Consider the following 23,694-nt stretch of genomic DNA (forward strand, 5'->3'; position numbering starts at 1 on the left):
TGAACCACCCCTTTCACAATCCGGATGCTAAATCAGCGATTATCTGAATATATTATACCACCGTTTTGGGAATGTTTGTATATAGATAGGAGTGGCCTCAAGGGATGAGACTACTCCGTTTATTAAAAGGAGAGCGTCTATTCCACCCGCTTCGCAGGCGCTGCCTTCAGCACGGCGTAGCCATAGGCTGGAAGCTCAGCGCGTAAGCCCTTCGCTCCTGCGGACCACTGGCTTTCGCCAAAAGCCAATTCCCATTCCTGCTCGGGAATGTCCAGCTCAAACACGTGGCTCTTACCGGAACGGTTAAGCAGCACGAGCAGCACCTCTTCCTCGCTGCTGCGTTCGTAGGCGAGGGATGTGCCCTCCGGCTCTGCCTCCAGAAAAGTGAGGCTTCCCGCGGCACGCAGCGCCGGGTGCTCCTTACGCAGCGCAATCAGCTTGCGGTAAAAGTCGAACAGCTCGCGGTCCTGCTTGTCAGGGTCCCACTCCATGCACTTGCGACAGCCTGGATCGGCATCTCCATCCAGACCGATTTCATCACCGTAATAGATGCAGGGCGCGCCCATGTACGCGAACTGGAACAGAGCGGCCAGCCGCATCAGCCGCTTGTCATCGCCACACAGCGTCAGGAGGCGCGGCGTGTCGTGGCTATCCAGCAGATTGAAGGCCACTTCAGAGGCCTGCTGCGGATAGCGGGCCAGCTGCCGTCCAATAGCAAAAGCGAAGCTTTGGGCATCGGTTTCTTTTTTGACGAAAAAATCATTCACCGCGTAAGTGAACGGATAATTCATCGTCGCATCAAACTGGTCGCCCTCTAGCCATTCAGACGATTCATTCCACATTTCACCCAGAATGTACGCATCCGGGTTAGCCTGTTTGACCGTGGTGCGGAACTCCCGCCAAAAGGCGTGATCCACCTCATCTGCCACATCCAGCCGCCACCCGTCGATGCCGATCTCTTCGATCCAATATTTTGCCACATCCAGCAGGTACTTTTTCACCTCGGGATGCTCGGTGTTCAGCTTGGGCATCATCGGCTCCAGCCCGAAGGTATCGTAGGTCGGTGTATCATCAACGACTTCCAGCGGGAAGCTATGTACGTGGAACCAGTCCTTGTAAGGGGAGGCTTCGCCTTTTTCCAGTACGTCCACGAACGGCTTAAAGGTACGTCCCGAATGGTTAAACACTGCATCGAACAGTACCCGGATTCCCCGGTCGTGGCAGGCATCCACCAGTTTTTTTAACGTCTCCTTGTCCCCAAAATGCGGGTCCACCTCCATATAATCCTCAGTATCGTATTTATGATTGGTCGTCGCCTTGAACACAGGAGTCATATACAGGGCGTTAATCCCCAACTCGTTCAGGTGGTCCAGATGATCTATGATCCCCTGTAGATCGCCGCCGAAAAAATTGTCGGTTTGCGGCGTGTCGCCCCATGCCTCGGTACCTTCCGGGCTAATAGAGGGGTCACCGTTTGCGAAGCGTTCCGGGAAAATCTGATAAAAAACCGCATCCTTCACCCATGCAGGTGGTTTGAGAATATCAATTGGATTCAAAAACGGGTATTGGAACAGGCCGTCTGCATTTTGAGGTTCTTGGGTGGTAAAGTCGTTCTCGTTCATCCATAGTTGTTCTTCTTCGTCTTCCAGCAAAAATCCATATTTCAGCCGGCGATGAGTGGGCTTTACGGTACACTCGTAGTAATCAAATCTGCCGTCGGTGGCGAATTTGGACATCGGAATGAGCTGTCGGGTGCGATCCCAGTCGTATTTGTCTCCGGTTAGAGCGTGTACAGCGGTCAGGTCATTTTTCTTCACACGAAGCCGTAAAAATAGGGTTGCATCATCATAACCAAAAGCCCAATTGCGCTTCGGATGATGGTATATCGCTTCCAGCAGCATATGGTATTCCTCCTATTTTGCAAGCAGTAGAATTTGAAATCATATAGCATATGTCGTATAAGGTAGTTATTAACCTTTTTATGCGGGTTATGTACCATCAATGCTATAATGCCCATTACTATAAAAGAAAAACGATAAGTAGGTGTGCGTGAATGAAAACAAATGTGTTATACATCGAGGACGATCAGGATATCGGCGCTTGGATGCATCGGTATTTGGAAGAGCGGAATTACGCTGTGGTGTGGCTGCGCAGCGGGGATGGAGCTGTGGAAGCATCCCATACATGCCAGCTTGTGATTCTGGATGTGATGCTGCCCGGTCTGGATGGATTTACGATTGGAAAAAGGCTCAAGAAGGAGCGGCCGGAGCTTCCGATTCTTATGCTGTCCGCCCGAACCTCCATTGACGATAAGCTGCAAGGGCTGGATTTTGCCGACGATTATGTGACGAAGCCCTTTCACCCGGACGAGCTGATTGCACGTATGGAGGTTTTGCTGCGTCGATCAGGTACGGTGCCCGAGGAATCCTTGCAGTTGGGACATCTGACAGTGTACCTTCCCGATAACCGTATTGTGAACCGTGATACCGGGGAAGAAATTGCGCTGACAGGCAAGCAATATCATATTTTTGCTTATTTGCTGCGGCATTTGGGCCAGATTATGACGAAGGAGCAAATGTATGAAGCCGTGTGGGGCGATCCGTATATCGACGGGGACAAAACCTTAATGGTCCACATTCGACATCTGCGCGAAAAGCTGGAGGTTGATCCTGCCACTCCCCGCATCATTGAGACGATCCGTGGCGTAGGCTATCGGGTGAAAGCATAATGAGCAGGACGCGCAAGAGTTGGGCGAGGTTGCGTCGCAGCTCCAGGCCAGGTCAGGGAGGTCGGTTTCGCAGTTCACTGTTGTTCCGCTATCTGGTCATTATTGTGGTTGCTATGATGCTATTGCCGATTATGTTGCCTGCTACGTTAATTGTAAGTAGTGTCTTGTCTGCTTGGGTTACGGATATGAAGCCTGCAAATTCACATTATCTCTCCAGTTCACGGACCGAAGATAGCTGGCATCGTGAAGCTGTAGCCTTAAAAGGAGCCACCCCGGAGCAAATCTCAACCCATTTAAAAAAAATACAGGGAAATACGTTTCCCGATTCACAGATATTTTGGGTGGATGCAGGGGGGAAAACAAGGCTGGAGTTGCCGACACAACCAGACCTTCCAGAGCATTGGGACGCGATGCAAGCTATTACATTCATGAAACAAGCAAGCTATCAGGGGCCGTTTACTGTAGTCGCATTTATTGGTGGTGGCCAGAAGAACGCCGATCAGGGCTATATGGTATTGAAAGTTCCTCGTTCGTTTTTTGATCAGTCGCGTACGGACAATAGCATGGCACTGTACTATCTCTTTTTTATTTTACTGATACTCGCAGCATTTATATTCGTATCTCTCCTGTTTTTTGGAGGCATTCGGCGCAGACTGGTGCGGCTTCAGGCAGCCATGTCGCAGAGGGGAGAGGATGGATTACCCATTTTCGTCAGCACCGGACGACCGGATGAAATCGGCAAGCTGGAGGAAGCGTTCAACCAGATGGTTGAGCAACTGGCCGAGAGTCGAGGACGTGAGCGCCAAGAGGAAGAATTGCGAAAAAGGCTGGTCGCCGATCTGTCACACGATATCCGGACACCGCTTACCGTCGTGCGCAGCCATCTGTACTCATTGGACGACGAAAACCTGAGTAACAGGGGAAGGCAGTCTATTACACTGATGGAAAACAAGTTAAAAGACCTCGGAAGCCTGATCGACAACCTGCTCGCCTATAATCTTCTTTCCAGCGGCAAATATACATTGAATAACGAACCGCGTGATATCCTGCGGCTGGTGCGGGAATGTGCGGCCAGCTGGTATCCGGTTTGGGAGAAGGAAGATTTGGAGGTGGATATCGACTTGCCTGAGCATAGTATCGTGTGGAAGGTCGATGAGCAGGGCTTCCGCCGTTTGCTGGACAATCTCTTTCAAAATGTAGTTCGCCATGCTGCCTCAGGCCGATATATTGGTATCCATGTAGAGGAACTTAACGGGAAAGAGGCATTAGTCATTGCGGATAAAGGACCGGGAATGGAGCAGCAATCCAGTGAAAAAGGAGCCGGGATTGGCTTGGCGATTACAGAATTACTGGCCCGTGAAATGAATCTGGAGAGGGATATTGTCAGTTCATCCGCCGGGACACAAATCCGTTTCTTAAACAAAACTTAAACTAAGAGTTCCCTTGGCTTTAAACTTGGCACGTTACGATAAGTGTCGAGGTGAGGAACTTGAACGAATACATTATTGAAACGAACAGTCTCAGCAAAATATACAAAGGCCGCCCTGCGGTCAATCAGCTGGATCTGAAAATAGGGCGGGGAGATATTTACGGCTTTCTCGGTCCGAATGGAGCCGGGAAAACGACAACCATTCGCATGTTACTTGGACTCATTCGCCCGACAAGAGGAACGATCCGCATATTCGGTAAGGATATCCGCAGACATAAGCTGGATATTTTGCGTAAAGTCGGCTCGCTGGTCGAATACCCTTCGTATTACGGTCATTTGAACGCAGTGGAAAATCTGGAGGCCATTCGTCGCATTTTAAATGTGCCCAAAGAGAACATTGCGGAAGTGCTGGAAGTCGTTCGACTGACCAAGCATGCCAAACGCCCGGTCAAGGGATACTCGCTGGGGATGAAGCAACGGCTTGGTATCGCCGCCGCGCTGCTAGGCAATCCGGAATTGCTTATTTTGGACGAGCCTACCAATGGTTTGGACCCGGAGGGCATTCAGGAAATGCGCGCATTGATTCAGGCGATGCCCAAGGAACGAGGAATCACCGTGCTGGTATCCAGCCATCTGCTGAGCGAAGTGGAGCATATGGCGAATACGGTGGGAATTATCCGCGAAGGAGAACTGGTTTTCCAGAATACGATTTACAATCTCCGTCAGGAATCCGCAGGGGGCATTCGTATTGTGACGTCGGACCCGGAAACAGCCCAGCTCATTGCACGTGAGCAGGGTTATCATTCGGTGAGGGACGGGGCTGCTCTGGATTTTGAAAACATGAATGATGCGGCTGTGGCGCTATTGGTCAGAAGACTGGTCGAAAATACGCATGCTATATACCGTGTAGAGGAACGCCGCAAATCCCTGGAGGATATGTTCATGCAGGTCGTCGGCAAAGGAGGGACTTCCCTATGATGCTGCGAGCGCTGACTGCGGATCTGCTCAAAGCGCGCAGGAAGGGGATCTGGTTTCTGGTGTTCCTTGGACCCCTTGGGCTGGTGGCGATGCAGGCGCTGAATTTCGGGCTTCGTTATGATTATCTGATTCCGCGCAGCAAGGGTCATCTGTGGGAAGCCCTGATGGGTAACATTGCTATTTTCGTTCCCCTTGCGCTGGTGTTAGGGGCCACGATGGTCGCTTCCATGCTGGCGAATGTGGAGCATTCGTCCAACTCTTGGAAGCAGCTATTGGCCTTGCCTATCTCCAGATTCAGTGTCTATATGGCCAAGCTGACGCTGGCTATCGGGATGCTGTGTGTATCCTGCCTGCTCCTTACCGTTGGAACATGGGGACTGGGGATGATACTTGGCTTCGGGGGAGAGCCTGCTCCAATAGGAGAATTGCTGCGGATCGGGTTTTGGCCCTTGGGAGGAACACTGCCCATGCTCGTACTGCTACTGTGGCTAACGGTCACGTTTCATAATCAGGCGCTGCCTGTAACACTGGGCATTACGCTAGGGATCGGCAGCCTGTTTGCTTCCCAGCTATCTGAATGGTTTCCGCTGGCTTGGCCGCAATTCGCATGGGTTGCGCCTCAAGCGTGGATGTTTGCGTCCATCGGCTGCGGAACGGGTGTGCTTCTCAGTCTGCTGACGGCGGCTCATTTTAGCAGAAAGGATGTGGCGTAATGTTCGGAGGATATGTACGACTGCTTTCTGTCGAACGTTTGAAAATAGCCAAGTCGCCCGTCTGGTTGCTCGCGCTCGTCAGCCCGGCGATTGCCGTCCTGATCGGACTGCTGTCGAACCCCGGAGGAAATTGGCTGGCACTACTCTCTAGCATGCTCACAGTGCATGCGCTGCTGTTCATGCCGATGCTGACCGCCGTATTTGCATCCATGGTCTGCCGATTCGAGCATGGGGGCGGCGGCTGGAAGCAACTGCTGTCGTTGCCATTATCCCGCACCAGTCTCTACGCAGCCAAGCTGACGATGATTATGGCTTTGGTGGGGCTGACTCAACTATTGTTCGGGGGAGCGCTGCTGGGTGTTGGAGCTGTGCGAGACATGAATGGGCCGATCCCTTGGTCAGTCATCGCCCAAAGTCTGCTCGCAGGCTGGGTAGCCTGTCTGCCGCTGGCTGCGTTACAGCTAATGGTGTCTTTCCTGTGGTCCAGCTTTGCCGCGCCGCTCGCCTTGAACTTTGTTTTCACAGTGCCCAATATTCTGGTCGCCAACTCACAGACCTACGGTCCGTACTATCCGTGGGTACAGCCTGTGCTGGCGATGATGCCTGCCGGAAGAGACAGTTTCGGGGCATTCATCGTACCAGCCGATACGCTGATTACGGTTGTCCTGGGTAGCTTTGTTGTGTTTGGGATTGCGGGCCTGACGGTATTCCGTCGTAAAGAAATATAGGACGGAATATGAGGATTCAGCTCTATCTGTTTTTTCAAGGGCTCTATTAAAACAAATGACCCTCTTATGGGTCATTTGTTTTAAAGTTATCACTCTTCCGGGTCACATTTCAGCGTTGGTACATAGAGATCATTCAACTTCTAGCTCGGGAAGTTATTATAAATGTGGCATAGGTCATCAGGGCATAAATAATACCGTACATCGCCCCTGCATCCAGGTTAGATTTAAAGGTAGCAATATTTGTTCAGATGAGCAGAGTGGGGACAAGGGGGTTCAGTTGGTGAAAAACTAAATAGATCATAATTACACCTCGCTTTGAAGGAGTGTGGCAACTTTGACCATTATTCTAGTTTCTGCACACCTATAATATCTCCAGTCGGGCTGTAGCTTACAAGATCAGCACCTTCCTTCATTGCGTCAGAGTAGATGGCCACAAAGCCTTTTTCAGCGGTATTCAGTTTTATACTTTTTGAGAGGGCACTCATAGATTGATTAGAATTTTCGGATGATTTATTTTCTCTACAGCTTTTAGAATGAAGATAGTGTATTTGATAAGTGGAGTTTTTTTGAAGTATACATCGCGCCGGATTGATAAAATACGATAATACATTTCAATCCGGCGTATGACACAATTTAAACTAAGCCCGACATGGCACGGATATTATCGCTGATGAAGCGGCAGGAGGCATCGAACTTGGCTTGTTCTTCCGGGCTTAGCTCCAGCTCGATGACCTCCTGAATTCCTTTGCTGCCGATGATCGCCGGAACACCTGTGCAGACATTCGTGTGCCCGTACTCGCCATCCAATACGGCAGAAACCGCTATAATTTTACCGTCATCATTTAAAATGGAACGGGTAATGTACGCCAGCGCATTGGCAATACCGAAATAAGTAGCCCCTTTGCGGGTGAAAATCTCCCAGCCTGCATCCTTCGTTTTGCGGGCGATGTCATCCAGATCGACGTGGCTGAAACGCTCCTTATGCTGGCGCAGAATATGCAGGATCGGCTTGCCGCCAATGGTCACGTGTGACCATGCGACGAATTGCGAATCGCCGTGTTCGCCAAGAGCATACCCCTGTACGCTGCGTGGATCTATGGAAAATACCTCGGAAAGCAGCGTTTTAAGCCGGGACGAGTCAATGGAGGTGCCAGTGCCGATTACCTTGTTGCGTGGTAGACCGGATATGCTTTGTACGAGATAGGTCACAATGTCGACAGGATTAGCCGCAATGACGAAGATGCCGTCGAAGCCGCTCTCCATAATCGCCGTTACAATTTCGCGCGTAATGATCACCGCATCATCCAGTACAGACAAACGATCTTGACCTGGTTTGGGGTTAGCCCCGGCCGTGATAATGACAACATCCATATCCGTGCAATCTGCATACGTTCCTGCGTGTACCTTGGTACGTGTAGACGTAAAATCCATACAATGGGACAGATCCAGTGCATGGGCCAAAGCTCGATCATATGTGCGGTCAATCATCATAATTTCGTCACAAATGGACTGATTGACCATTGAGTAGGCACAGCTCGAACCGACCATCCCTGCGCCGACAATAGCTACTTTCCTTGCCTTCCCCTTCATTTATGTTTCCTCCTCGTTCCAGCGAACGTTAATATGCTACAAATTATGTCTGAAACCCATTTTACGTTACATAACATAACATATTGCTGATCTTTTGGAAATATCCATCGTTTTGCCTTTATTCCGAAAAATATAGAAATAACGATCACCAGAGGCACATGTATAGGCTGTAATATAGAAGATACATGGAATACGCAGTATTTTTGCAGGTATGTATTGCAGGGAGTGAGAAGCTTCTTTTTGAGGCGGTATCCGCATTGATTGTGCTTTACGCCGCGCTGATGGTAGAAATAATGCCATAGGATCATGGGGAGTGTGACATTTATGTGACGTTTCTAAAAAGGACACCCTATTGAATGGGAAATAGGCGAGCTACCACATACTTTGTCAGATTTTAAATGCTGCTGGTTTATCCAACAATAAGCTATATAAGCCGAACTCGAAAAATGAACAAAAACGGAGTAGGCGGAATGGTGCTGTACAAGCGAAGCGGTCGCTTAAAAAGCTTTCCGTAGGAAAGTGCCCTTCGGAGGCACCATCCGACTGCGCAGTGGCACAATAGGAAACTTTTAAGCCAAGCTTATATGGCAATATGAAGTCGCTTCTTGCATTTTTATAAAATATTCGCTTATGACAAAGGTTCCTAGCAGTCCGCAATATTAGAACATTTTTGCCAAAGGGTTTCCATTTGATTCCGCGAATTGTACATATACAAGCTTATTTCTTTCCATACCATCCAGGGAGGTAATGATCAATGGAAGAAAGCAGATCGACGACGGAAGCAGCAAAGCAGTTGGGAATCGGGGCCAGTACCCTTCGTAAATATGCGGCAGCGCTGGAGGAGCAGGGCTATGTGTTCCCGCGTTCCGCCAACCAATCGAGAATGTTCAGTCCAGAGGATGTAGAGTGCTTAAAGGTGATGCGAGGGGCGTTGCGTGAGGAGCATTTGACGATGGAGCAGGCGGTTCAGGTGGTGCTTGAGAGGGTAACCGCACCCTTCCAAATCGAGGATGCAGGCATCCGCTTGCCATCCGTATCGGATGGTGAGTCGCTGGCTGCAACCTGGGAGGAAATATTGGCTGCGGCAGAGGGCAGAGATGAGTCTGTGATGCAGGCGCAAGCCGCCGCTACTCTTGAATCGGCAGGATTAGAGGATGAAGTTAGCGTACAGGAACAGTCAGAAGGCCCGATGCAGCTACAACCGCAGGAACAACAGACGCATACCTTGGCGTTAACGATTGAGCACAGGCTGGAGCAAACAAGGGAGAGGGAAAAAGAAGAACTGGAACAAACACCCGTACAGATACAAACGCAGGAGCCTATAGAGTCCCAAGCACTGACGGAGATGCAAATTATGGTGCAGAGCGCTCTACTGGAGATGAGGATTCGTTTGGAAGAGCTGGAAGTGGAGCATAGCCGGTTGGTGGAGAAGAACACCAGCCTTTCCAATCAGTTGGAGGACCAAAAGCGCTGGATGAAAGAACGGGTGGAAGAGGAACGGGATCGGCAGTTAATCACCAATTTGCGCACCTATCAGGGCAGACAGCGAAAGTCCCGCGGTTCGCTGCTGTCCTGGCTCGGTTTGGCACCACGCAGACGTAGAGAGGCATAGGCATGATAATGATAAGACCATCAGACCTACCCGGTTCTGATGGTCTTATTGTGGATGGTATAATAGCGGAACAGACCGGAGTGAATGGATTTAGGGCACCTATATAACATGCCGCAGCGTGTATAGGAAAGGGATATTAGAATGTTTACTTGGTTACGGAATGTTTATGAATCTTGGATAGATTACCCGAAACAGCCCGGCGATCTGCTGGGTGGACGTTATCATATCTTGTCGCTGCTGGGTATGGGTAGCTATGGTCTGACCTACCTTTGTTTGGACAAGCACAGCGGGCAGGAGGTGGCGGTCAAGCTACCCAGACCGAGCAAGCGGGCGAAGGGTGTTCAACTGTTGCAGCGTGAGGCCGACATTATGCGACAAATGGAACATCTCTATATCCCGAGGCTGCTCGAAAGTGTGGAGCATCGGAATGGAATGTACCTGGTCATGGAATATATCTCCGGCATGACGCTGGAGGAGCTTATATTTGAACAGGGGCGTTCTTTTACCGAACAGGAATGTATTGTCTACACCTTAGAGCTGATGGAGCGGGTTCTGCATGTGCATGAACAGGGCTACATCCATCGGGATATCCGCATTCCCAATGTGATCCACCGCGAAGGGAAACCGTACCTGATTGACTTTGGCCTTGCACTGGCGATGGGCGAGCAGCAGGAAGATGTATTTACCGAATCTATGCTGGAAAAGCGTGTAGCCGAACGGCAGGATGTCGCTATCTACAGCGATTTGTACGATGTCGGGCATTTGATGCTTTTTATGCTGTACAGCAGTTACGAGCCTCAACCGGATCAACCGCCGGGAAGCTGGCAGGAAGAATTGAAGTTGAGTCCACCTGTACGCCATCTGCTGGAACGTCTTTTTCAGATTGGCCCCAGGTATGAACATAGTCGCCAGTTTATGCTGGAGCTGGAGAAGGCGTTGGTGCAGCAGGAGGGCTAGTCCATAAAGATCGTCCATAAAGATCATCCATAAAAATACGGGCATTCGCCGCAAAAATGGGGGAATGCCCCCCTTACGCATCTGACCATATCTACATACAATGATCCTGTAAATGAGCGAAAGGAGTGTTGTAAATGAGTCATATGTGTGGAATGGGCGGTATGGGGTACGGCGGAGCTTGGACCTCTGTAGGAGCGATTCTGGTTCTGTTTATTTTGATGGTAATTATCTCCAAAACTCTATTTCTGTAATTTTGTTAATAGACGGTTTCCTGTAAAATGCAGAGATGTTGCCCTGCATAGCGCCGGGCGCACAACAATAAAGCGAAGGCCCTTGATGAGAAGGGTCTTCGCTTTATAGGGTTTGAAGGAGCCACTGGCTTCCTTCCTATGCCTGGTTTCATTCGTCGCAGTTCTTTACTTACGAACTGGAGTAATGACGGCGTTTGTCCTTGTAATATTGGTGCCCGTTATGGCTGTTCTTGTATCCTAAATCGGATGAAGAGCGGCGTTTACGTTCGTAATAACGGTCCGAGCTACTGTATTTCCGCTTATGAGAATGAGAGGTGGAATGTAGCAGGCGGTGCAATAGTTTTTTGAGCATCGTCTAATCCTCCTTCTTAATCCTGTCCGACTGATTTTTTAGATCATTTTCTGACATAGACAGGTTCTTATGAAACGGTAATACGCAGCGGTGTTGGAATGGGTTCCACTAATTTAAAGGTTTTAAGGATTTGGCCTGAAACTCGGCAATATCCTTGAATTCCTCTTCAAATTTACGCGAAATGCGGATATAGATTGGCAGTAAATCACGGTAAATATCCACATGCTCCGCCACGGGCTTATGCTGGTGAGTGGTGCCGATCATATCGGATACAGCGTCCAGCGAATCAATTCGTCCCAGTGCGTACAAGCCCAAAATAGCTGCGCCAAGACAGGAGCTTTCCAGACTTTCCGGGATAATGACCTCCTGATCGAAAATATCCGCCATAAGCTGTCGCCACAGCTCCGAGCGTGCGAATCCGCCAGTGGCGTGAATGACCGAAGGTCTGTCGATGACCTCTTCCATGGCCAGCATAACCGTGTACAGGTTGAACAGCACACCCTCCAGAGCGGCGCGGATCATGTGCTCTTTTTTGTGACGCAGGGACAAGCCGAAGAAGGAGCCGCGGGCATTCGGGTCCCACAGGGGTGCACGTTCTCCGGACAGATACGGGAGAAAGAGCAGGCCGTCCGAGCCGGGGCGTACCTGTTCCGCGATTTGGGTCAGCACATGGTACGGATCAAGCCCTAATCGTTTGGCGGTTTCCACCTCGGAGGCTGCAAATTCATCGCGAATCCAGCGGAAAACGATGCCGCCATTGTTCACCGGGCCGCCGATCACCCACAGCTTTTCGGTCAATGCGTAGCAGAAAAAGCGTCCCTTGGCATCGGTCAACGGCTTATCGACCACAGTGCGGATGGCTCCGCTGGTACCGATCGTGACAGCGACAACTCCCGGTTTGATGGCATTCACACCAAGGTTGGACAAGACACCGTCACTGGCTCCGATGACAAAAGGAGTCGTCTCCAGCAAGCCCATGTCATGCGCATAGGTCGCATCCAGTCCCTTCAGGACATGAGTCGTAGGCACCAGCTCAGACAACTGCTCCTTCGTCACACCGGCAATACGCAGTGCTTCCTCGTCCCAATCCAGTTGCTCCAAATTCATGAGGCCGGTAGCGGAGGCAATCGAATGATCCACGACATATTGCTGGAACAACCGGACAAATACGTATTCCTTGATAGAAATATATTTGTACGTTTGTGCCGCAATATCCGGCAAATCCCGTGTAATCCACATCAGCTTCGTCAGCGGCGACATGGGATGAACGGGTGTCCCTGTGCGCAAGTAAATGTCATGTCCGTTGTATTCATGTTGGAGCGCTTCAGCCCACTTGGCGCTCCGGTTATCTGCCCACGTGATGGAGGCGGTCAGCGGCTTGCCGTTCTTATCCACCGCCAGAACGCTGTGCATGGCCGAACTGAAGGAGACGAACAATACATGCTCGGCTGCTACTCCGCTTTGTTTCATGACCTCCTGCACCGTTGTCACGACGGCTTTGAAAATATCCTCCGGGTCCTGTTCCGCCGCATCCGGCTCAGGTGTGTACAGCGGATAGCCTACATGATGCTGGGCAGCAATATTGCCGTTTTCTTCGAAAAGCACCGCTTTGGTACTGGTCGTACCGATATCAACGCCGATCATATACCGAGTGTCTGTCATATTCAATCTCCCCTTCACTTACCGTTATTAGCTCATTACCGTTAAATTAACACACTCAGCAGCATAATCAAACCGAAGGCGACCAGGGAGAGGATGGTTTCCATCGCGGTCCATGATTTGAGAGTCTGGGGAACCGTCATGTTGAAAAATTCTTTGATCATCCAAAAACCGGCGTCATTCACATGCGAAAGGATCAGCGATCCCGCCCCTGTAGCAAGGACAACCAGCTCGACATTCACGCCGGGTGTAAGTGCCAGCACAGGTGCGACAATACCGGAGCCTGTCGTCATCGCAACCGTAGCGGACCCGGTGGCTACACGAATGAGCGCAGCGACCAGAAAAGCAAACACGATTACATTCATATGCGCCCCCGTAGCCACCGCTGCAATGGCCTGACCTACGCCGCTGTCGATCAATACGGTTTTAAACGCGCCCCCACTGCCGATGATTAAAATAATAGAGGCTGTGGGTGCCAGACATTCACTGGTAAAACGGGATAAATCCTCTTTCTTCAAGCCGCGTGCGTAACCAAGTGAGAAAAATGAAAATACAGCCGCAATCAGTAACGCCATAACCTCATCACCGATAAATTTGAAAAATACCGTAAGTGGATGCGTATTGGACGGGTCCACAATTTCAGCGACCGATCCGCTGAGCATCAGGATAACAGGCAGCAAAATAGTAGACAAGGTAATCCAAAAAGGCGGCAATGGCCGTCCTGTTGTATTGGTGAACTGCTCGTCCAGCTTCTCGGAGGGTCTGACCATAATTTTTTTGCCAATCCAGGCACCGAAGACCGGACCTGCAATAATAGCGGAAGGAATACCGACGATGAGCGCATACCCTATCGTGCGTCCGATATTGGCGTTAAAGGCTTCAATCGCGATCATCGGAGCCGGATGGGGCGGCAAAAGTCCATGTACCGTCGATAGCCCCGCCAGCATGGGAATACCGATTTTCAGCAGAGACATATTCATTTTACGGGCGACCGTGAACAGAATCGGAATTAATAAAATAATGCCAACTTCGAAAAATACCGGAATACCCACGATAAAGCCTACGATCATCATGGCCCAATGGACACGTTTTTCACCAAACCGATCCATAAGTGTAGTTGCAATACGCTCGGCACCGCCGGATTCCGCCATCATTTTACCAAGCATGGTGCCCAGCCCGATGACGATGGCGATGGAGCCAAGTGTGCTCCCGAGGCCCTTGGTGATGGAGGCAGTAACAACATGTCCCGGCATCCCGTTAACCAGCCCGAGAAATACGGAGGAAAGCAGTAGTGAAACAAAGGGATTCCATTTAAACTTGGCAATCAGCAAAATCAAAAGAATGATGGTAATTAGCGCCCACGTAAGTAGTGAAGCGTTATGGCTCAAGCCGAATAGGGTGTTCATGAAGTAATGCCTCCTTATGCGTTAATGTGTAGTACATGTATACTTGTCGACAACTTTAGTCTAAAAAGGAACTGCGCCAGCTTAGAACACCTAAAGCGCGGTGCAGCGGCTCCTTTTATACATTTTGCGGATTAGGGCAGACTCTTGCGGTAAGGGGACAGAACGCTGTCGTTTACCGCGTTGCGGGTGTCCCGGTAATGATCCTCGATAAATTCGGACAGCTCCTGAGCGCTCCCTTGGTTTAAAGCGTTTGCAAAGGTACGATGTTTGTGAATCGTGACTTGGGATTCTTCAATCTTGGACGTAAAGCGCTGTTCTGTGGCAGCCAGCATGACCGTCAGGATCAACTGCCTCATTCCGTTCCAGGTGTGGAGAATACGAGTATGGCCTGCTTCCAGCACCAGAGCCTCATGAAAATTGAAGTCCTGAAGAGAAAATTCAACGACGTCTCTGTGCTTGAGAGCGACTTCCATTTTATCAATCATCCGGTTTAAAGCGGTCACCAACCCGGCATTGTCTCTATGTACAAATCTTTGTACAACAAAATGCTCAATCAGCATTCGCACATCGAAAAGCTCCTCCATATCAGCGGGCGTCATGCCTATGACAATCGCCCCCATGCGTTCCAAGCGAAGCAATCCTTCACTGGAAAGCACTTTTAACGCTTCACGAACAGGAGAACGGCTGGTGCCAAAATCGGCAGCAATCTGATTTTCAGATAATACCGTGCCGGGTGTCTGCATGCCACGGATAATCTGAAGTCGAAGCTCACAAGCAATCCTTTCACCAAGCGATGCACCCTGTAGCCAGATTGACGGATATTTCATAGGCATACTCCTTCTTGAAAATTTAGGTTGCCTCTTTCGGGCATACTTGTATACAAGTTATGAAGTATTATATACCCCGTAAAAGATACTTGTAAACGGTGTCAATGGACATCGGTTCCATTTCAATGCTTTTAGCGTTACAATAGAAGCAGAAAAGAAGCAGAAAAAAGCAGCAGTGAAAGTGGAACGAACACGGAAAAGAAGGAGACCGTTTAATGATTATTATTAAAACCAAAGAACAAATTGAAAATATGAAGAAAGCTGGCGAAATTTTGGCTGCTTGCCACCGGGAAATTGCCAAAATGATCAAGCCGGGTATTACAACACTGGAAATTGATGCCTTCGCGGAATCGTTTATGAAAAAGCATGGCGCAACGCCGGAACAAAAGGGCTACAACGGCTACCAGTTTGCGACTTGTGGATCGCCTAACGATGTCATTTGCCACGGTTTTCCGAACAAGACACCGTTGAAGGACGGGGACATCGTGACGATTGACATGGTCGTAAACCTGAACGGCTGGCTGGCGGATTCCGCCTGGTCGTATGCAGTGGGTAATGTTTCCGAGCAGGCACAAAAGCTGCTGGACGTTACGAAGGAATCCCTGTACAGAGGGATTGAGCAGGCTGTAATCGGTAACCGAATCGGCGATATTTCCCATGCGATCCAAACCTATGCGGAAGCGGAAGGCTTCTCAGTTGTACGCGAATTCATCGGTCACGGTATCGGAGAAGATATGCATGAGCAACCGCAGGTGCCGCATTATGGACCACCGCATCGCGGACCGCGCCTGAAAGAAGGCATGGTCATTACGATTGAGCCGATGCTGAACACGGGCACCTACCGCAGCAAAGTGGATGCAGACGGATGGACGGCGCGTACACTGGACGGCGGTTTGTCGGCGCAATACGAGCATACGCTGGCGATTACAGCGGACGGCCCGATTATTTTGACACAGCAATAAAAAGCAGACATTTAACCAGGTAGCGTATAGATTAACGGGTTGAATGAATTTTCCGTCCTGCGATGCAAATATAAACCAAAAAGACACGACACCCCGTGGGGAGAACGTGTCTTTTTGGTTTATGCAACAATATGCCATGATACATGTAAGCATCCGTTTGTCAGATGCGGACTTCCTTCTCGTCCGGAACAAATTGACGATATTGAAAATACATACGAAGTCGCCAGTGCAGCAATGTCCCGAACGCGAGGATGAAAAATAGCCCCGCCGTCTGTGGAATGGTAATGTAGCGCTGGATAAACTCATGCAGCAGCAGGCGAACGATTAGCAGACTGATCAGGATAAAAAAGAAGGTGCGTGAGCGTTGTACAAAAACTTGTCCTTCTTGCATCTCAAACTTGGTGCTGCGGATCAGCGGATACGAGAAAATAAACCAGCCAACCAGAAAAGCGCCCATCGCCCAAAGCAAGGGAACCCGTACCTCTGGCACGATAAACATCATAAAGCCGGTGCTCATGCCGAGCGGAGGGATGATAATCTTTTTGGCGTTAACCGGGCGGTGACCTGTCTTCATACGGATGAAAATAGCCGAAACAGCGATTAAGATCATGCCGAAGGTTGCGCCATATTGCAGAATTGGGGTGCTGATATGAAACATGGCCTGGGCCCCCTCTATAAGAAATGTAAGCGTTATTGGCCAGACTGCAAACCTTTTTTATTATATCACATATGTAATGGATATATTTAGTTACAGTCTTTCCTCCGGCAAGCGGATTATACGCTCGATTGTGGTGACTGGCCCAACGATCTCGGGTCTCTATCATACTTATGCAAGATGCTCTGCTTGTACCTCTCCTTGCGCCGATTTTTTCTCCTGATGCATGATATAACCCATGGCTGTAATAATAAGGATAAAAGCGATGAGTGCGAGAAAAGGAATGGTAATAAAATCAAACCAGTTCAGGTAATCCTGCTCACAGGATACTCTTCCACAGGACGTTGAAGCCTGCGTAGCCGCTTTGGCGGCTGCATGGATGCGCTGAATCACAAAATGGTAGGCCGAAATACCGCCACCAATGATCGCCAGCGGCATGACATAACGCCGTATTCCTGTATCTCCCCGAAAATAAGCGATTCCGAGCAGCAGAGTCAGGGGATACATCAGAATGCGCTGAAACCAGCATAGCTTGCAAGGCTCATACCCCAAAATCTCGCTGAGATAGAGGCTGCCTAATGTGGCCACACAAGCCACAACCCAGGCGGCAAACAAAGCAATATCCGTTTTTTTAAACGATCCAATCATAGTAACGCTCCTTTTTTGATTCAAATGAGAACAAAATGAACTCACCGTGTCTTGTCCGATCGGGCGGGCATCTACCGATATGGATGTCTTATCCATATTGTACTGTATTTTGAGTGCAGGGTCATACTTAAACATATTGACATCATTCACTATCGTTTTTATAATTACAATAGTTTGGGAAGTTAATAAGGATTCAAGATTCAGATATATATACTATGAGAAATGTAGGAGTGTGTCCAGAATGTCAAGTATCCAAAAAAACGAAACTCTGTCTGTCATTAGTGAAAGACATGCGGTAAAAAGTTATGTTAAGGATTTTAAATTGCCAGAGGAAGATCTGGAAGCTATTTTGACAGCTGCGATAGAAGCTCCTTCCGCCTGGAACCTTCAACACTGGAAATTCCTCGTGATTGAAACCGAAGCTGACAAGCAAAAGTTGCTGCCTATCGCCTACAACCAAGGTCAAGTAGCGGAAAGCTCCGTAACGATTGTCGTATTGGGTGATTTGGAAGCGAACCGTAACACAGTTATTTATGATCAAGCGGTAGAAGCAGGCTCATTGCCAGCAGAAATCCGTGACGCCTTGGTAGGCCAAATCAACGGTGCTTACCAAAACGCACAAGTAGCTCGCGATGCAGCGATCCTGAACTCTGCTTTTGCGGCACAAAACATTATGCTGGCTGCTAAATCGCTTGGCTATGACACTTGCGCTATAGGTGGTTTCATTCCTGCGCAATTAATTGAGCAATTCAACATTCCTGCACGTTACCTGCCAACGATGCTGATTACGGTAGGTAAAGCACAAGTACCAGCACGTCCATCAGGACGTTTCCCATTGTCTGAAGTTGTTGTAAAAGGTAGCTTCTAAGAAGGATTTTTAACATAAAAAGGGTGTTCCTGCAACCGTCGTGATTGGGGAACACCCTTTTGTTATGCCTGTCTTGCGTTGCAAGAAAGCTTTTACTCTAATCCGAACGCTTGGAAACGAGATATACCAACTCCAGCGTCAGAATAGGCAAAAAGACAGAAGCCGGATAGGCCAGATAGCGTGGCTCCCATTGCGGCTTGAACTTATCCTTGAAGCGGCGCAGCCCTTGAAAACCGTAAAAATGTCCTCCGTATTGGAAAACGAGTCGAGCCAGCTTTTCCTCGCGCAACGCTTTTTCGCTTTGTCCTACTTGGGACAGCGGAGCCATACCCAGATTGAATGTCGAATACCCGCTGTCTTTGGCCCACTCGATCACTCGTGTGAACAAGTAGTCCATCGTGCCATTTGGCGTATCAGGCAGATGACGCATCAGGTCTATGGAGACCGTCTGTCCACAGTCATAGGCAGGGGCCATTGTCGCGAAGGCGATGATCTTTCCTTCAGGGTCCTTTAACAGCGCAATCGGGGCTAACTGAAGATAAGGCTCCTTGAAACAGCCGAGCGAATAGCCCTTCTCCTTCCGTCCGTCCAGCCAGATATTCGAAATGTGATGAAGCTCCTCAATTAATGCTCTATCCAAAGGCGGCTGGATCATTTCGAATGTGTAACCCTCACGGTCAAAGCGGTTCTTGGCACTGCGCAGCACCTGATTGCTTTTACCTGTCAGTGTAAAGGACTCCAGCGGCACCAGCGCTTCCTCGCCGAGCTTGAAAAACCGATAGCCGTTCTCATGGTAGATGGACAAATACTCCGGTGATGCCTGATAAAATACAGCCGTTAACGCATACCGGTCTGCGAAGCGCTGAAATTCCTGAATCGCTTCGCTCACACGTTCTTCCGGACCCAGCGGGTCACCTAACACAATCAGTTTGTCCCGGCTGCGGGCATAGGGAATAACCACTTGTTCGTTCTTGGTCCAATACAGATATTTATCACCTAGAAAGAGCATATGAGAAACCAAATTTCCGCCTTGCTTTTCCAGAAATTCTTTTAGCTTATCCAGTTCCTGCGCATCAGGTAGATTGCCGATTCCACGCTGGGGACGGAGGAAGAAATATACCGTCAGGAATACCCACGCCAAAATCAGACTGAACACCGCTGTAACCCCGTAATCGCTGCGGTTCATAAAAAAGTCCAGATGGACCTTGGCGTGCAGATGGCGCATAAACGGAGTATTGGAGCCTGCCCCTATTATAAAGTAAGCGCCGGTCACGAGCAGAGACAATCCGCCCCATATTAAAATATTGTGCCGATTCAGCGGCGCACTAACCCGATAAAACCGCGAGCGCGAGACCCACAGCATCAGCGCTACGAACAACAGGAATAGAGCTTCCTCGAAATCCAGACCCTTAATGAAGGTGAAAATGGACCCCGCAAGCAGCAGTACCAGCGTCAGCCGCAGGGCTCTGCGAATGCGCAGGGATATGCCGTGAGACAGCACTACGAGCATAATCCCGATGACGACTGAGATTTCGTGCGACAGGCGCATGACGGGCAGACTGAGCAGATGCTCGGCAAAACGCAGTCGATACAGCAGACCTGGCGTAGCCGCCGACAGAAGAAGCACCACGCCGGAGATGAGTACCAGCTTGCCGAGTGCCCATACCCCGAGGTCGGCCAGAAAGCGGAATTGACCGGGCCAGCCCCATACCTTTTGCCAAGCGTTGAGTGAGGTTTCCCAACCCGTCTCTGCCAGTTGGCTCAGACGTTCGTTGCGCGGTATCATTTCCAGCGCAGCCAGCACCAGGCCGATCAGCCATGGAATGATGTAATAAAAGACGCGAAAGGCCAGTAGTACAGCCAATGCCCGATCTGAGTTGGCGCCTGCCATTTGCAGCCCGAGCAGGGCAATGATGTCGAATGCGCCGACCCCTCCGGGTGCCAGACTGATCAGCCCGGCAATCGCGGCAATCACATAAATGCCGAACACGGCATTTATCGGCAGCTCATGCAGCAAGTGCGAGCCGATCCATGCAAAAGTAAGACCAGCCAGCAGCCATTCCAGCAGCGAAGCGCCGATGGAGGCGGAGATGGTGGACCAGGAAAGCTGGCCTTCTCCCTTGTTGAACCAACTGGCGTATCGTTTGGAGCGCTGCATAATCAGAAACAGCGGCAGGTACAGCGCCATTCCCCATAACGCCCAATGAAGCCACGGATGAGCATCCAGCACGGGCTGTACCGGATACAGATGGGCGATCGCGCCCCAGGCCAGCAAAGACAGACCCGTAATGACCACAGGCGAAAGGAACACGACCGCAGAGGTGATAACACCCAGCGGCACGCCGCTTTTTCTGTACAGCACCGTGCGCAATCCCGCTCCTGTAAAGCCTGCAAAGCCAAAGACGTTATTGAAGGTGTTCGAAATCCAGGCGTACCGGAATGTCGCTCCGGGCTTGACCTGTAGTTTGAAATGATGCCTGATCACGTAATCGTATGCGCTCATGGCGGCCACGGCTATCAGTGAGAACAAGCCGATTTCGATGAGAAAGGTAGCATCCATTCGCCGCAGCTCATGAAGCATACGTGCCAGATTGAAGCTTTTCAGCTCTCGTCCGGCCTCCCATATAATAAAAGCCAATACAGCCAGTGGAAGCAAAATACGTGTCAGCCGCTGCCTGTAGATGGTCATCATGAACTGTACGATTTTAAAGGATTGGATCGGTTTGTGATTTGAATTCATAGATTCACCTGCCTGAAAAATAATGAAATAGATTCTGAATGATACACGGAAATATCATGCCCAATGAAAGGCTACTATATATTATACCTGTAATAAACGAACGAATAACAACAGAAGGGTTACGAAAACCGGATTTTCAGATTGATTGCCGTAAATAATTCCAATATAATGATAAAAAGCCTAGTCATTTGCTTGGTAATGGAGTTGAACGGACATGAGTATATGGGATCGTGATCTTTTTGTACGTCGATTGGAGCTGATGTGGCCGCAGGATGCTGACGAGAGTCAATATCCCTTTAACTTAAAAGCCATGCGTCAATGGAATGAGCTGAAATTTAACCCGTCTGTTACCTATATTGTTGGAGAAAACGGTGTGGGTAAATCAACGCTTATGGAAGCGATAGCGGTCGCGTGGGGATTTAATCCGGAGGGCGGCACCAAAAATTTTAATTTCTCCACACAGGCCACGCATTCATCGCTGCATGAGTATGTCCGGCTGGTGAGAGGGGCCCGCAAGCCGCGGGACGGTTTCTTTTTCCGGGCAGAAAGCTATTATAATCTGGCGACTCATATCGACGAGTTGGATCGGGAAAGAGGGGGCCCGCCCATCCGAGACTCCTACGGGGGAAAATCGTTGCATGAGCAGTCGCATGGCGAGTCTTTTTTTGCTGCATTTTTGCATCGGTTTGGAGGTCAGGGGCTGTATATTCTGGATGAGCCAGAGGCTGCGTTATCGCCCCTGCGCCAGATGGCCATGCTTGCACGTATCCACGAGCTGGTACAGCAGGGCTCGCAGTTCATCATTTCTACGCATTCCCCGATTTTGATGGCCTATCCCGACTCCGTCCTGTACCACCTGACACATGAAGGCATAGACACCCGGACGCTGGAGGAAACCGATCATTTCATCATCATGAAACAATTTATGAACAACAAGGAAAAGATGATGCAGGAGCTATTCGAAGATCCCCAATAAGGAATGGGTGACCTCAATAGCAGCCGCTTGGATGAGGAGGAAACAGTATGAGTTCAAATGTATAAAATACCTTTAGTGAACGAGGGCTACCCGTACTCGTATACAACTTAGACTTTAGCTACAAGTAGGCGTCCTATACGTTGGTCTAAGCAGATGGGATCGAAGTTTGTCTTTTGCCCAAACATTCACCGGATCTGCACCTTATTATTGGTTATCATGCTCATTTATGGTATATGTATAAGGGAAAATAAAATGAGTATACTGCTCTTTTGATGAGGTGCGAATGTGAAGCTCACATAAAAACCCCGGATCCTTCGCACCTCGAAATTTGTCGAAAAACATTAAATCAGTTTTCTTCAGTAGAAGTCAATGGTTGATTCAAGCCTTTTTGGCATCGTTTTTTGCTAAAATGTATGGAATTGATATCATTAAGGTATGAATTACTGCATTTTCGCTGTCGCACTCTATATGAGTGCGTGGATTGAAATTTCGTACTCCAGCTTCGGAAGGTCATCCGTTTTGGAGTCGCACTCTATATGAGTGCGTGGATTGAAATTATTCGAGCTGACGATAATAACGCGGTCGCCCAGTCGCACTCTATATGAGTGCGTGGATTGAAATAAACTCCTCAGCGGTAAGCCTTACGCCGACACGTTCGCGTCGCACTCTATATGAGTGCGTGGATTGAAATCAAAGTTGGTTGCCGCTGGTTGTTTGTTCGGTCTATTGTCGCACTCTATATGAGTGCGTGGATTGAAATTTGTTTCGTACGGGTTTAGAGCAAGCTAATCTATGTCGCACTCTATATGAGTGCGTGGATTGAAATGTTCCAATTAAAAACGCCTCCATTCGTAATTATCGTCGCACTCTATATGAGTGCGTGGATTGAAATTGCATAGCAGTTACCCCATAGGGCTAAATGCGTAGTCGCACTCTATATGAGTGCGTGGATTGAAATCATGATCCTCGTACCGTCTTTGGTGGTTGCCGAGTCGGTCGCACTCTATATGAGTGCGTGGATTGAAATCCTGATAAAATCACATATTTGTTCAACCAAAACCGTCGCACTCTATATGAGTGCGTGGATTGAAATAATCGAACAATCGGCATCCATATCTGGCATAAAAGTCGCACTCTATATGAGTGCGTGGATTGAAATATTGCCTACTTTGCAAATTGGTGCGAATAAACTGAGTCGCACTCTATATGAGTGCGTGGATTGAAATTATCTCTACAAGCGTTACATCTTATGTACAACCAGTTGTCGCACTCTATATGAGTGCGTGGATTGAAATAGGCTACGGGAAAGGAGTATCCAGAAGGAGCGCTAAAAGTCGCACTCTATATGAGTGCGTGGATTGAAATCAATATAACAAAATGAAAAGCGGCATCCATTTCAAAGTCGCACTCTATATGAGTGCGTGGATTGAAATAGTCTCTTAATGCCATCCACGGTGACCCAAGTATTAAGGCTTCTTCGCTAAAGTGAATGTTAGATGTCTGTTTAATAGAGAAAGTGTCCATACTGTCTAGTAATAAATAGGAAGAGGACGGGATGGAACATGTGGACCCCATTAAGCAAAAAGGATAATCTAATGAATGATGTGTTCAAGTT

General features: G+C 49.2%; 20 protein-coding genes and 1 CRISPR repeat array. Of the genes, 11 read left to right on the forward strand and 9 right to left on the reverse strand.

What is annotated here, in order from left to right; genetic code table 11:
• Positions 1–137: 137 nt before the first annotated feature.
• Entirely contained in the window at positions 138–1,901 is a 1,764-nt protein-coding gene (locus tag E0698_RS16550; protein ID WP_192512249.1) for an alpha-glycosidase, read from the reverse strand.
• Between the two features lie 152 nt (positions 1,902–2,053).
• Here E0698_RS16550 and E0698_RS16555 point away from each other — a divergent pair, with 152 nt between their 5' ends.
• From E0698_RS16555 to E0698_RS16575, 5 genes are read left to right on the forward strand one after another with little or no spacing between them, the layout of a single operon-like run.
• The gene (locus tag E0698_RS16555) at positions 2,054–2,728 is read left to right on the forward strand and encodes a response regulator transcription factor (RefSeq protein WP_192512250.1); all 675 of its coding nucleotides are present in this window, start codon (positions 2,054–2,056) and stop codon (positions 2,726–2,728) included.
• Positions 2,728–4,158 (forward strand): sensor histidine kinase, encoded by a 1,431-nt coding sequence (locus E0698_RS16560; RefSeq protein ID WP_192512251.1) that lies wholly within the window; start codon positions 2,728–2,730, stop codon positions 4,156–4,158. Before E0698_RS16555 ends, E0698_RS16560 begins: the two co-directional genes overlap by 1 nt.
• A gap of 59 nt (positions 4,159–4,217) precedes the next feature.
• Positions 4,218–5,135 carry an ABC transporter ATP-binding protein gene (locus tag E0698_RS16565; protein WP_192512252.1) on the forward strand — a complete coding sequence of 306 codons (918 nt, stop codon included), beginning with the start codon at positions 4,218–4,220 and terminating at the stop codon, positions 5,133–5,135.
• Positions 5,132–5,848 carry an ABC transporter permease gene (locus E0698_RS16570; protein WP_192512253.1) on the forward strand — a complete coding sequence of 239 codons (717 nt, stop codon included), beginning with the start codon at positions 5,132–5,134 and terminating at the stop codon, positions 5,846–5,848. Before E0698_RS16565 ends, E0698_RS16570 begins: the two co-directional genes overlap by 4 nt.
• The gene (locus tag E0698_RS16575; RefSeq protein ID WP_192512254.1) at positions 5,848–6,576 is read left to right on the forward strand and encodes an ABC transporter permease; all 729 of its coding nucleotides are present in this window, start codon (positions 5,848–5,850) and stop codon (positions 6,574–6,576) included. The genes E0698_RS16570 and E0698_RS16575 overlap by 1 nt, the downstream gene beginning before the upstream one ends.
• A 633-nt stretch (positions 6,577–7,209) precedes the next feature.
• Here the strand turns inward: E0698_RS16575 and E0698_RS16580 are convergent.
• Positions 7,210–8,166: an L-lactate dehydrogenase gene (locus tag E0698_RS16580; RefSeq protein WP_134911438.1), complete on the reverse strand. Its 957-nt coding sequence runs from the start codon at positions 8,164–8,166 to the stop codon at positions 7,210–7,212.
• A gap of 754 nt (positions 8,167–8,920) precedes the next feature.
• Here E0698_RS16580 and E0698_RS16585 point away from each other — a divergent pair.
• The 3 genes from E0698_RS16585 to E0698_RS26980 all read left to right on the forward strand — a co-directional run bounded on the left by E0698_RS16585 (position 8,921) and on the right by E0698_RS26980 (position 10,986).
• Complete coding sequence (locus tag E0698_RS16585; protein ID WP_192512255.1) at positions 8,921–9,778, forward strand: MerR family transcriptional regulator; 858 nt, start codon at positions 8,921–8,923, stop codon at positions 9,776–9,778.
• Positions 9,779–9,919: 141 nt separating this feature from the next.
• The gene (locus E0698_RS16590; RefSeq protein ID WP_192512256.1) at positions 9,920–10,735 is read left to right on the forward strand and encodes a serine/threonine protein kinase; all 816 of its coding nucleotides are present in this window, start codon (positions 9,920–9,922) and stop codon (positions 10,733–10,735) included.
• A 134-nt stretch (positions 10,736–10,869) separates the two neighbouring features.
• On the forward strand, positions 10,870–10,986 hold the full coding sequence (locus tag E0698_RS26980; protein ID WP_238354033.1) for a YjcZ family sporulation protein: 117 nt from the start codon (positions 10,870–10,872) through the stop codon (positions 10,984–10,986).
• Positions 10,987–11,155: 169 nt separating this feature from the next.
• Here E0698_RS26980 and E0698_RS16595 read toward each other — a convergent pair whose 3' ends face one another.
• The 4 genes from E0698_RS16595 to E0698_RS16610 all read right to left on the reverse strand — a co-directional run bounded on the left by E0698_RS16595 (position 11,156) and on the right by E0698_RS16610 (position 15,230).
• Positions 11,156–11,338, reverse strand: coding sequence for a hypothetical protein (locus tag E0698_RS16595; protein WP_044646279.1), 183 nt, complete (start codon positions 11,336–11,338; stop codon positions 11,156–11,158).
• A gap of 108 nt (positions 11,339–11,446) precedes the next feature.
• Positions 11,447–13,000: a gluconokinase gene (gntK, locus tag E0698_RS16600; RefSeq protein ID WP_192512257.1), complete on the reverse strand. Its 1,554-nt coding sequence runs from the start codon at positions 12,998–13,000 to the stop codon at positions 11,447–11,449.
• A gap of 41 nt (positions 13,001–13,041) precedes the next feature.
• Positions 13,042–14,403: a GntP family permease gene (locus E0698_RS16605; protein ID WP_192512258.1), complete on the reverse strand. Its 1,362-nt coding sequence runs from the start codon at positions 14,401–14,403 to the stop codon at positions 13,042–13,044.
• A gap of 131 nt (positions 14,404–14,534) precedes the next feature.
• Positions 14,535–15,230: a GntR family transcriptional regulator gene (locus tag E0698_RS16610; protein ID WP_192512259.1), complete on the reverse strand. Its 696-nt coding sequence runs from the start codon at positions 15,228–15,230 to the stop codon at positions 14,535–14,537.
• Between the two features lie 215 nt (positions 15,231–15,445).
• Here E0698_RS16610 and map point away from each other — a divergent pair, with 215 nt between their 5' ends.
• Positions 15,446–16,192 carry a type I methionyl aminopeptidase gene (map, locus tag E0698_RS16615; RefSeq protein ID WP_044646282.1) on the forward strand — a complete coding sequence of 249 codons (747 nt, stop codon included), beginning with the start codon at positions 15,446–15,448 and terminating at the stop codon, positions 16,190–16,192.
• A gap of 160 nt (positions 16,193–16,352) precedes the next feature.
• Here map and E0698_RS16620 read toward each other — a convergent pair whose 3' ends face one another.
• A complete protein-coding gene (locus E0698_RS16620) occupies positions 16,353–16,850 on the reverse strand; it encodes a CcdC family protein (RefSeq protein WP_025686276.1) in 498 nt (165 codons plus the stop codon).
• Positions 16,851–17,018: 168 nt separating this feature from the next.
• Positions 17,019–17,495, reverse strand: coding sequence for a disulfide oxidoreductase (locus E0698_RS16625; protein ID WP_192512260.1), 477 nt, complete (start codon positions 17,493–17,495; stop codon positions 17,019–17,021).
• A gap of 241 nt (positions 17,496–17,736) precedes the next feature.
• Here E0698_RS16625 and E0698_RS16630 point away from each other — a divergent pair, with 241 nt between their 5' ends.
• On the forward strand, positions 17,737–18,363 hold the full coding sequence (locus tag E0698_RS16630) for a nitroreductase family protein (RefSeq protein WP_192512261.1): 627 nt from the start codon (positions 17,737–17,739) through the stop codon (positions 18,361–18,363).
• Between the two features lie 97 nt (positions 18,364–18,460).
• On the opposite strand, the gene mprF is transcribed toward E0698_RS16630, so the two are convergent.
• The gene (gene mprF, locus E0698_RS16635) at positions 18,461–21,103 is read right to left on the reverse strand and encodes a bifunctional lysylphosphatidylglycerol flippase/synthetase MprF (protein WP_192512262.1); all 2,643 of its coding nucleotides are present in this window, start codon (positions 21,101–21,103) and stop codon (positions 18,461–18,463) included.
• A 214-nt stretch (positions 21,104–21,317) separates the two neighbouring features.
• Between mprF and E0698_RS16640 the strand changes: the two genes are divergently transcribed.
• Positions 21,318–22,079, forward strand: a complete 762-nt coding sequence (locus E0698_RS16640; protein WP_192512263.1) for an AAA family ATPase — start codon at positions 21,318–21,320, stop codon at positions 22,077–22,079.
• Between the two features lie 456 nt (positions 22,080–22,535).
• Positions 22,536–23,512: direct repeats of the CRISPR family, unit length 32 nt; unit sequence GTCGCACTCTATATGAGTGCGTGGATTGAAAT.
• Positions 23,513–23,694: the final 182 nt, after the last annotated feature.

Source organism: Paenibacillus sp. 23TSA30-6 (genome assembly GCF_014858585.1).
GTDB lineage: Bacteria > Bacillota > Bacilli > Paenibacillales > Paenibacillaceae > Paenibacillus.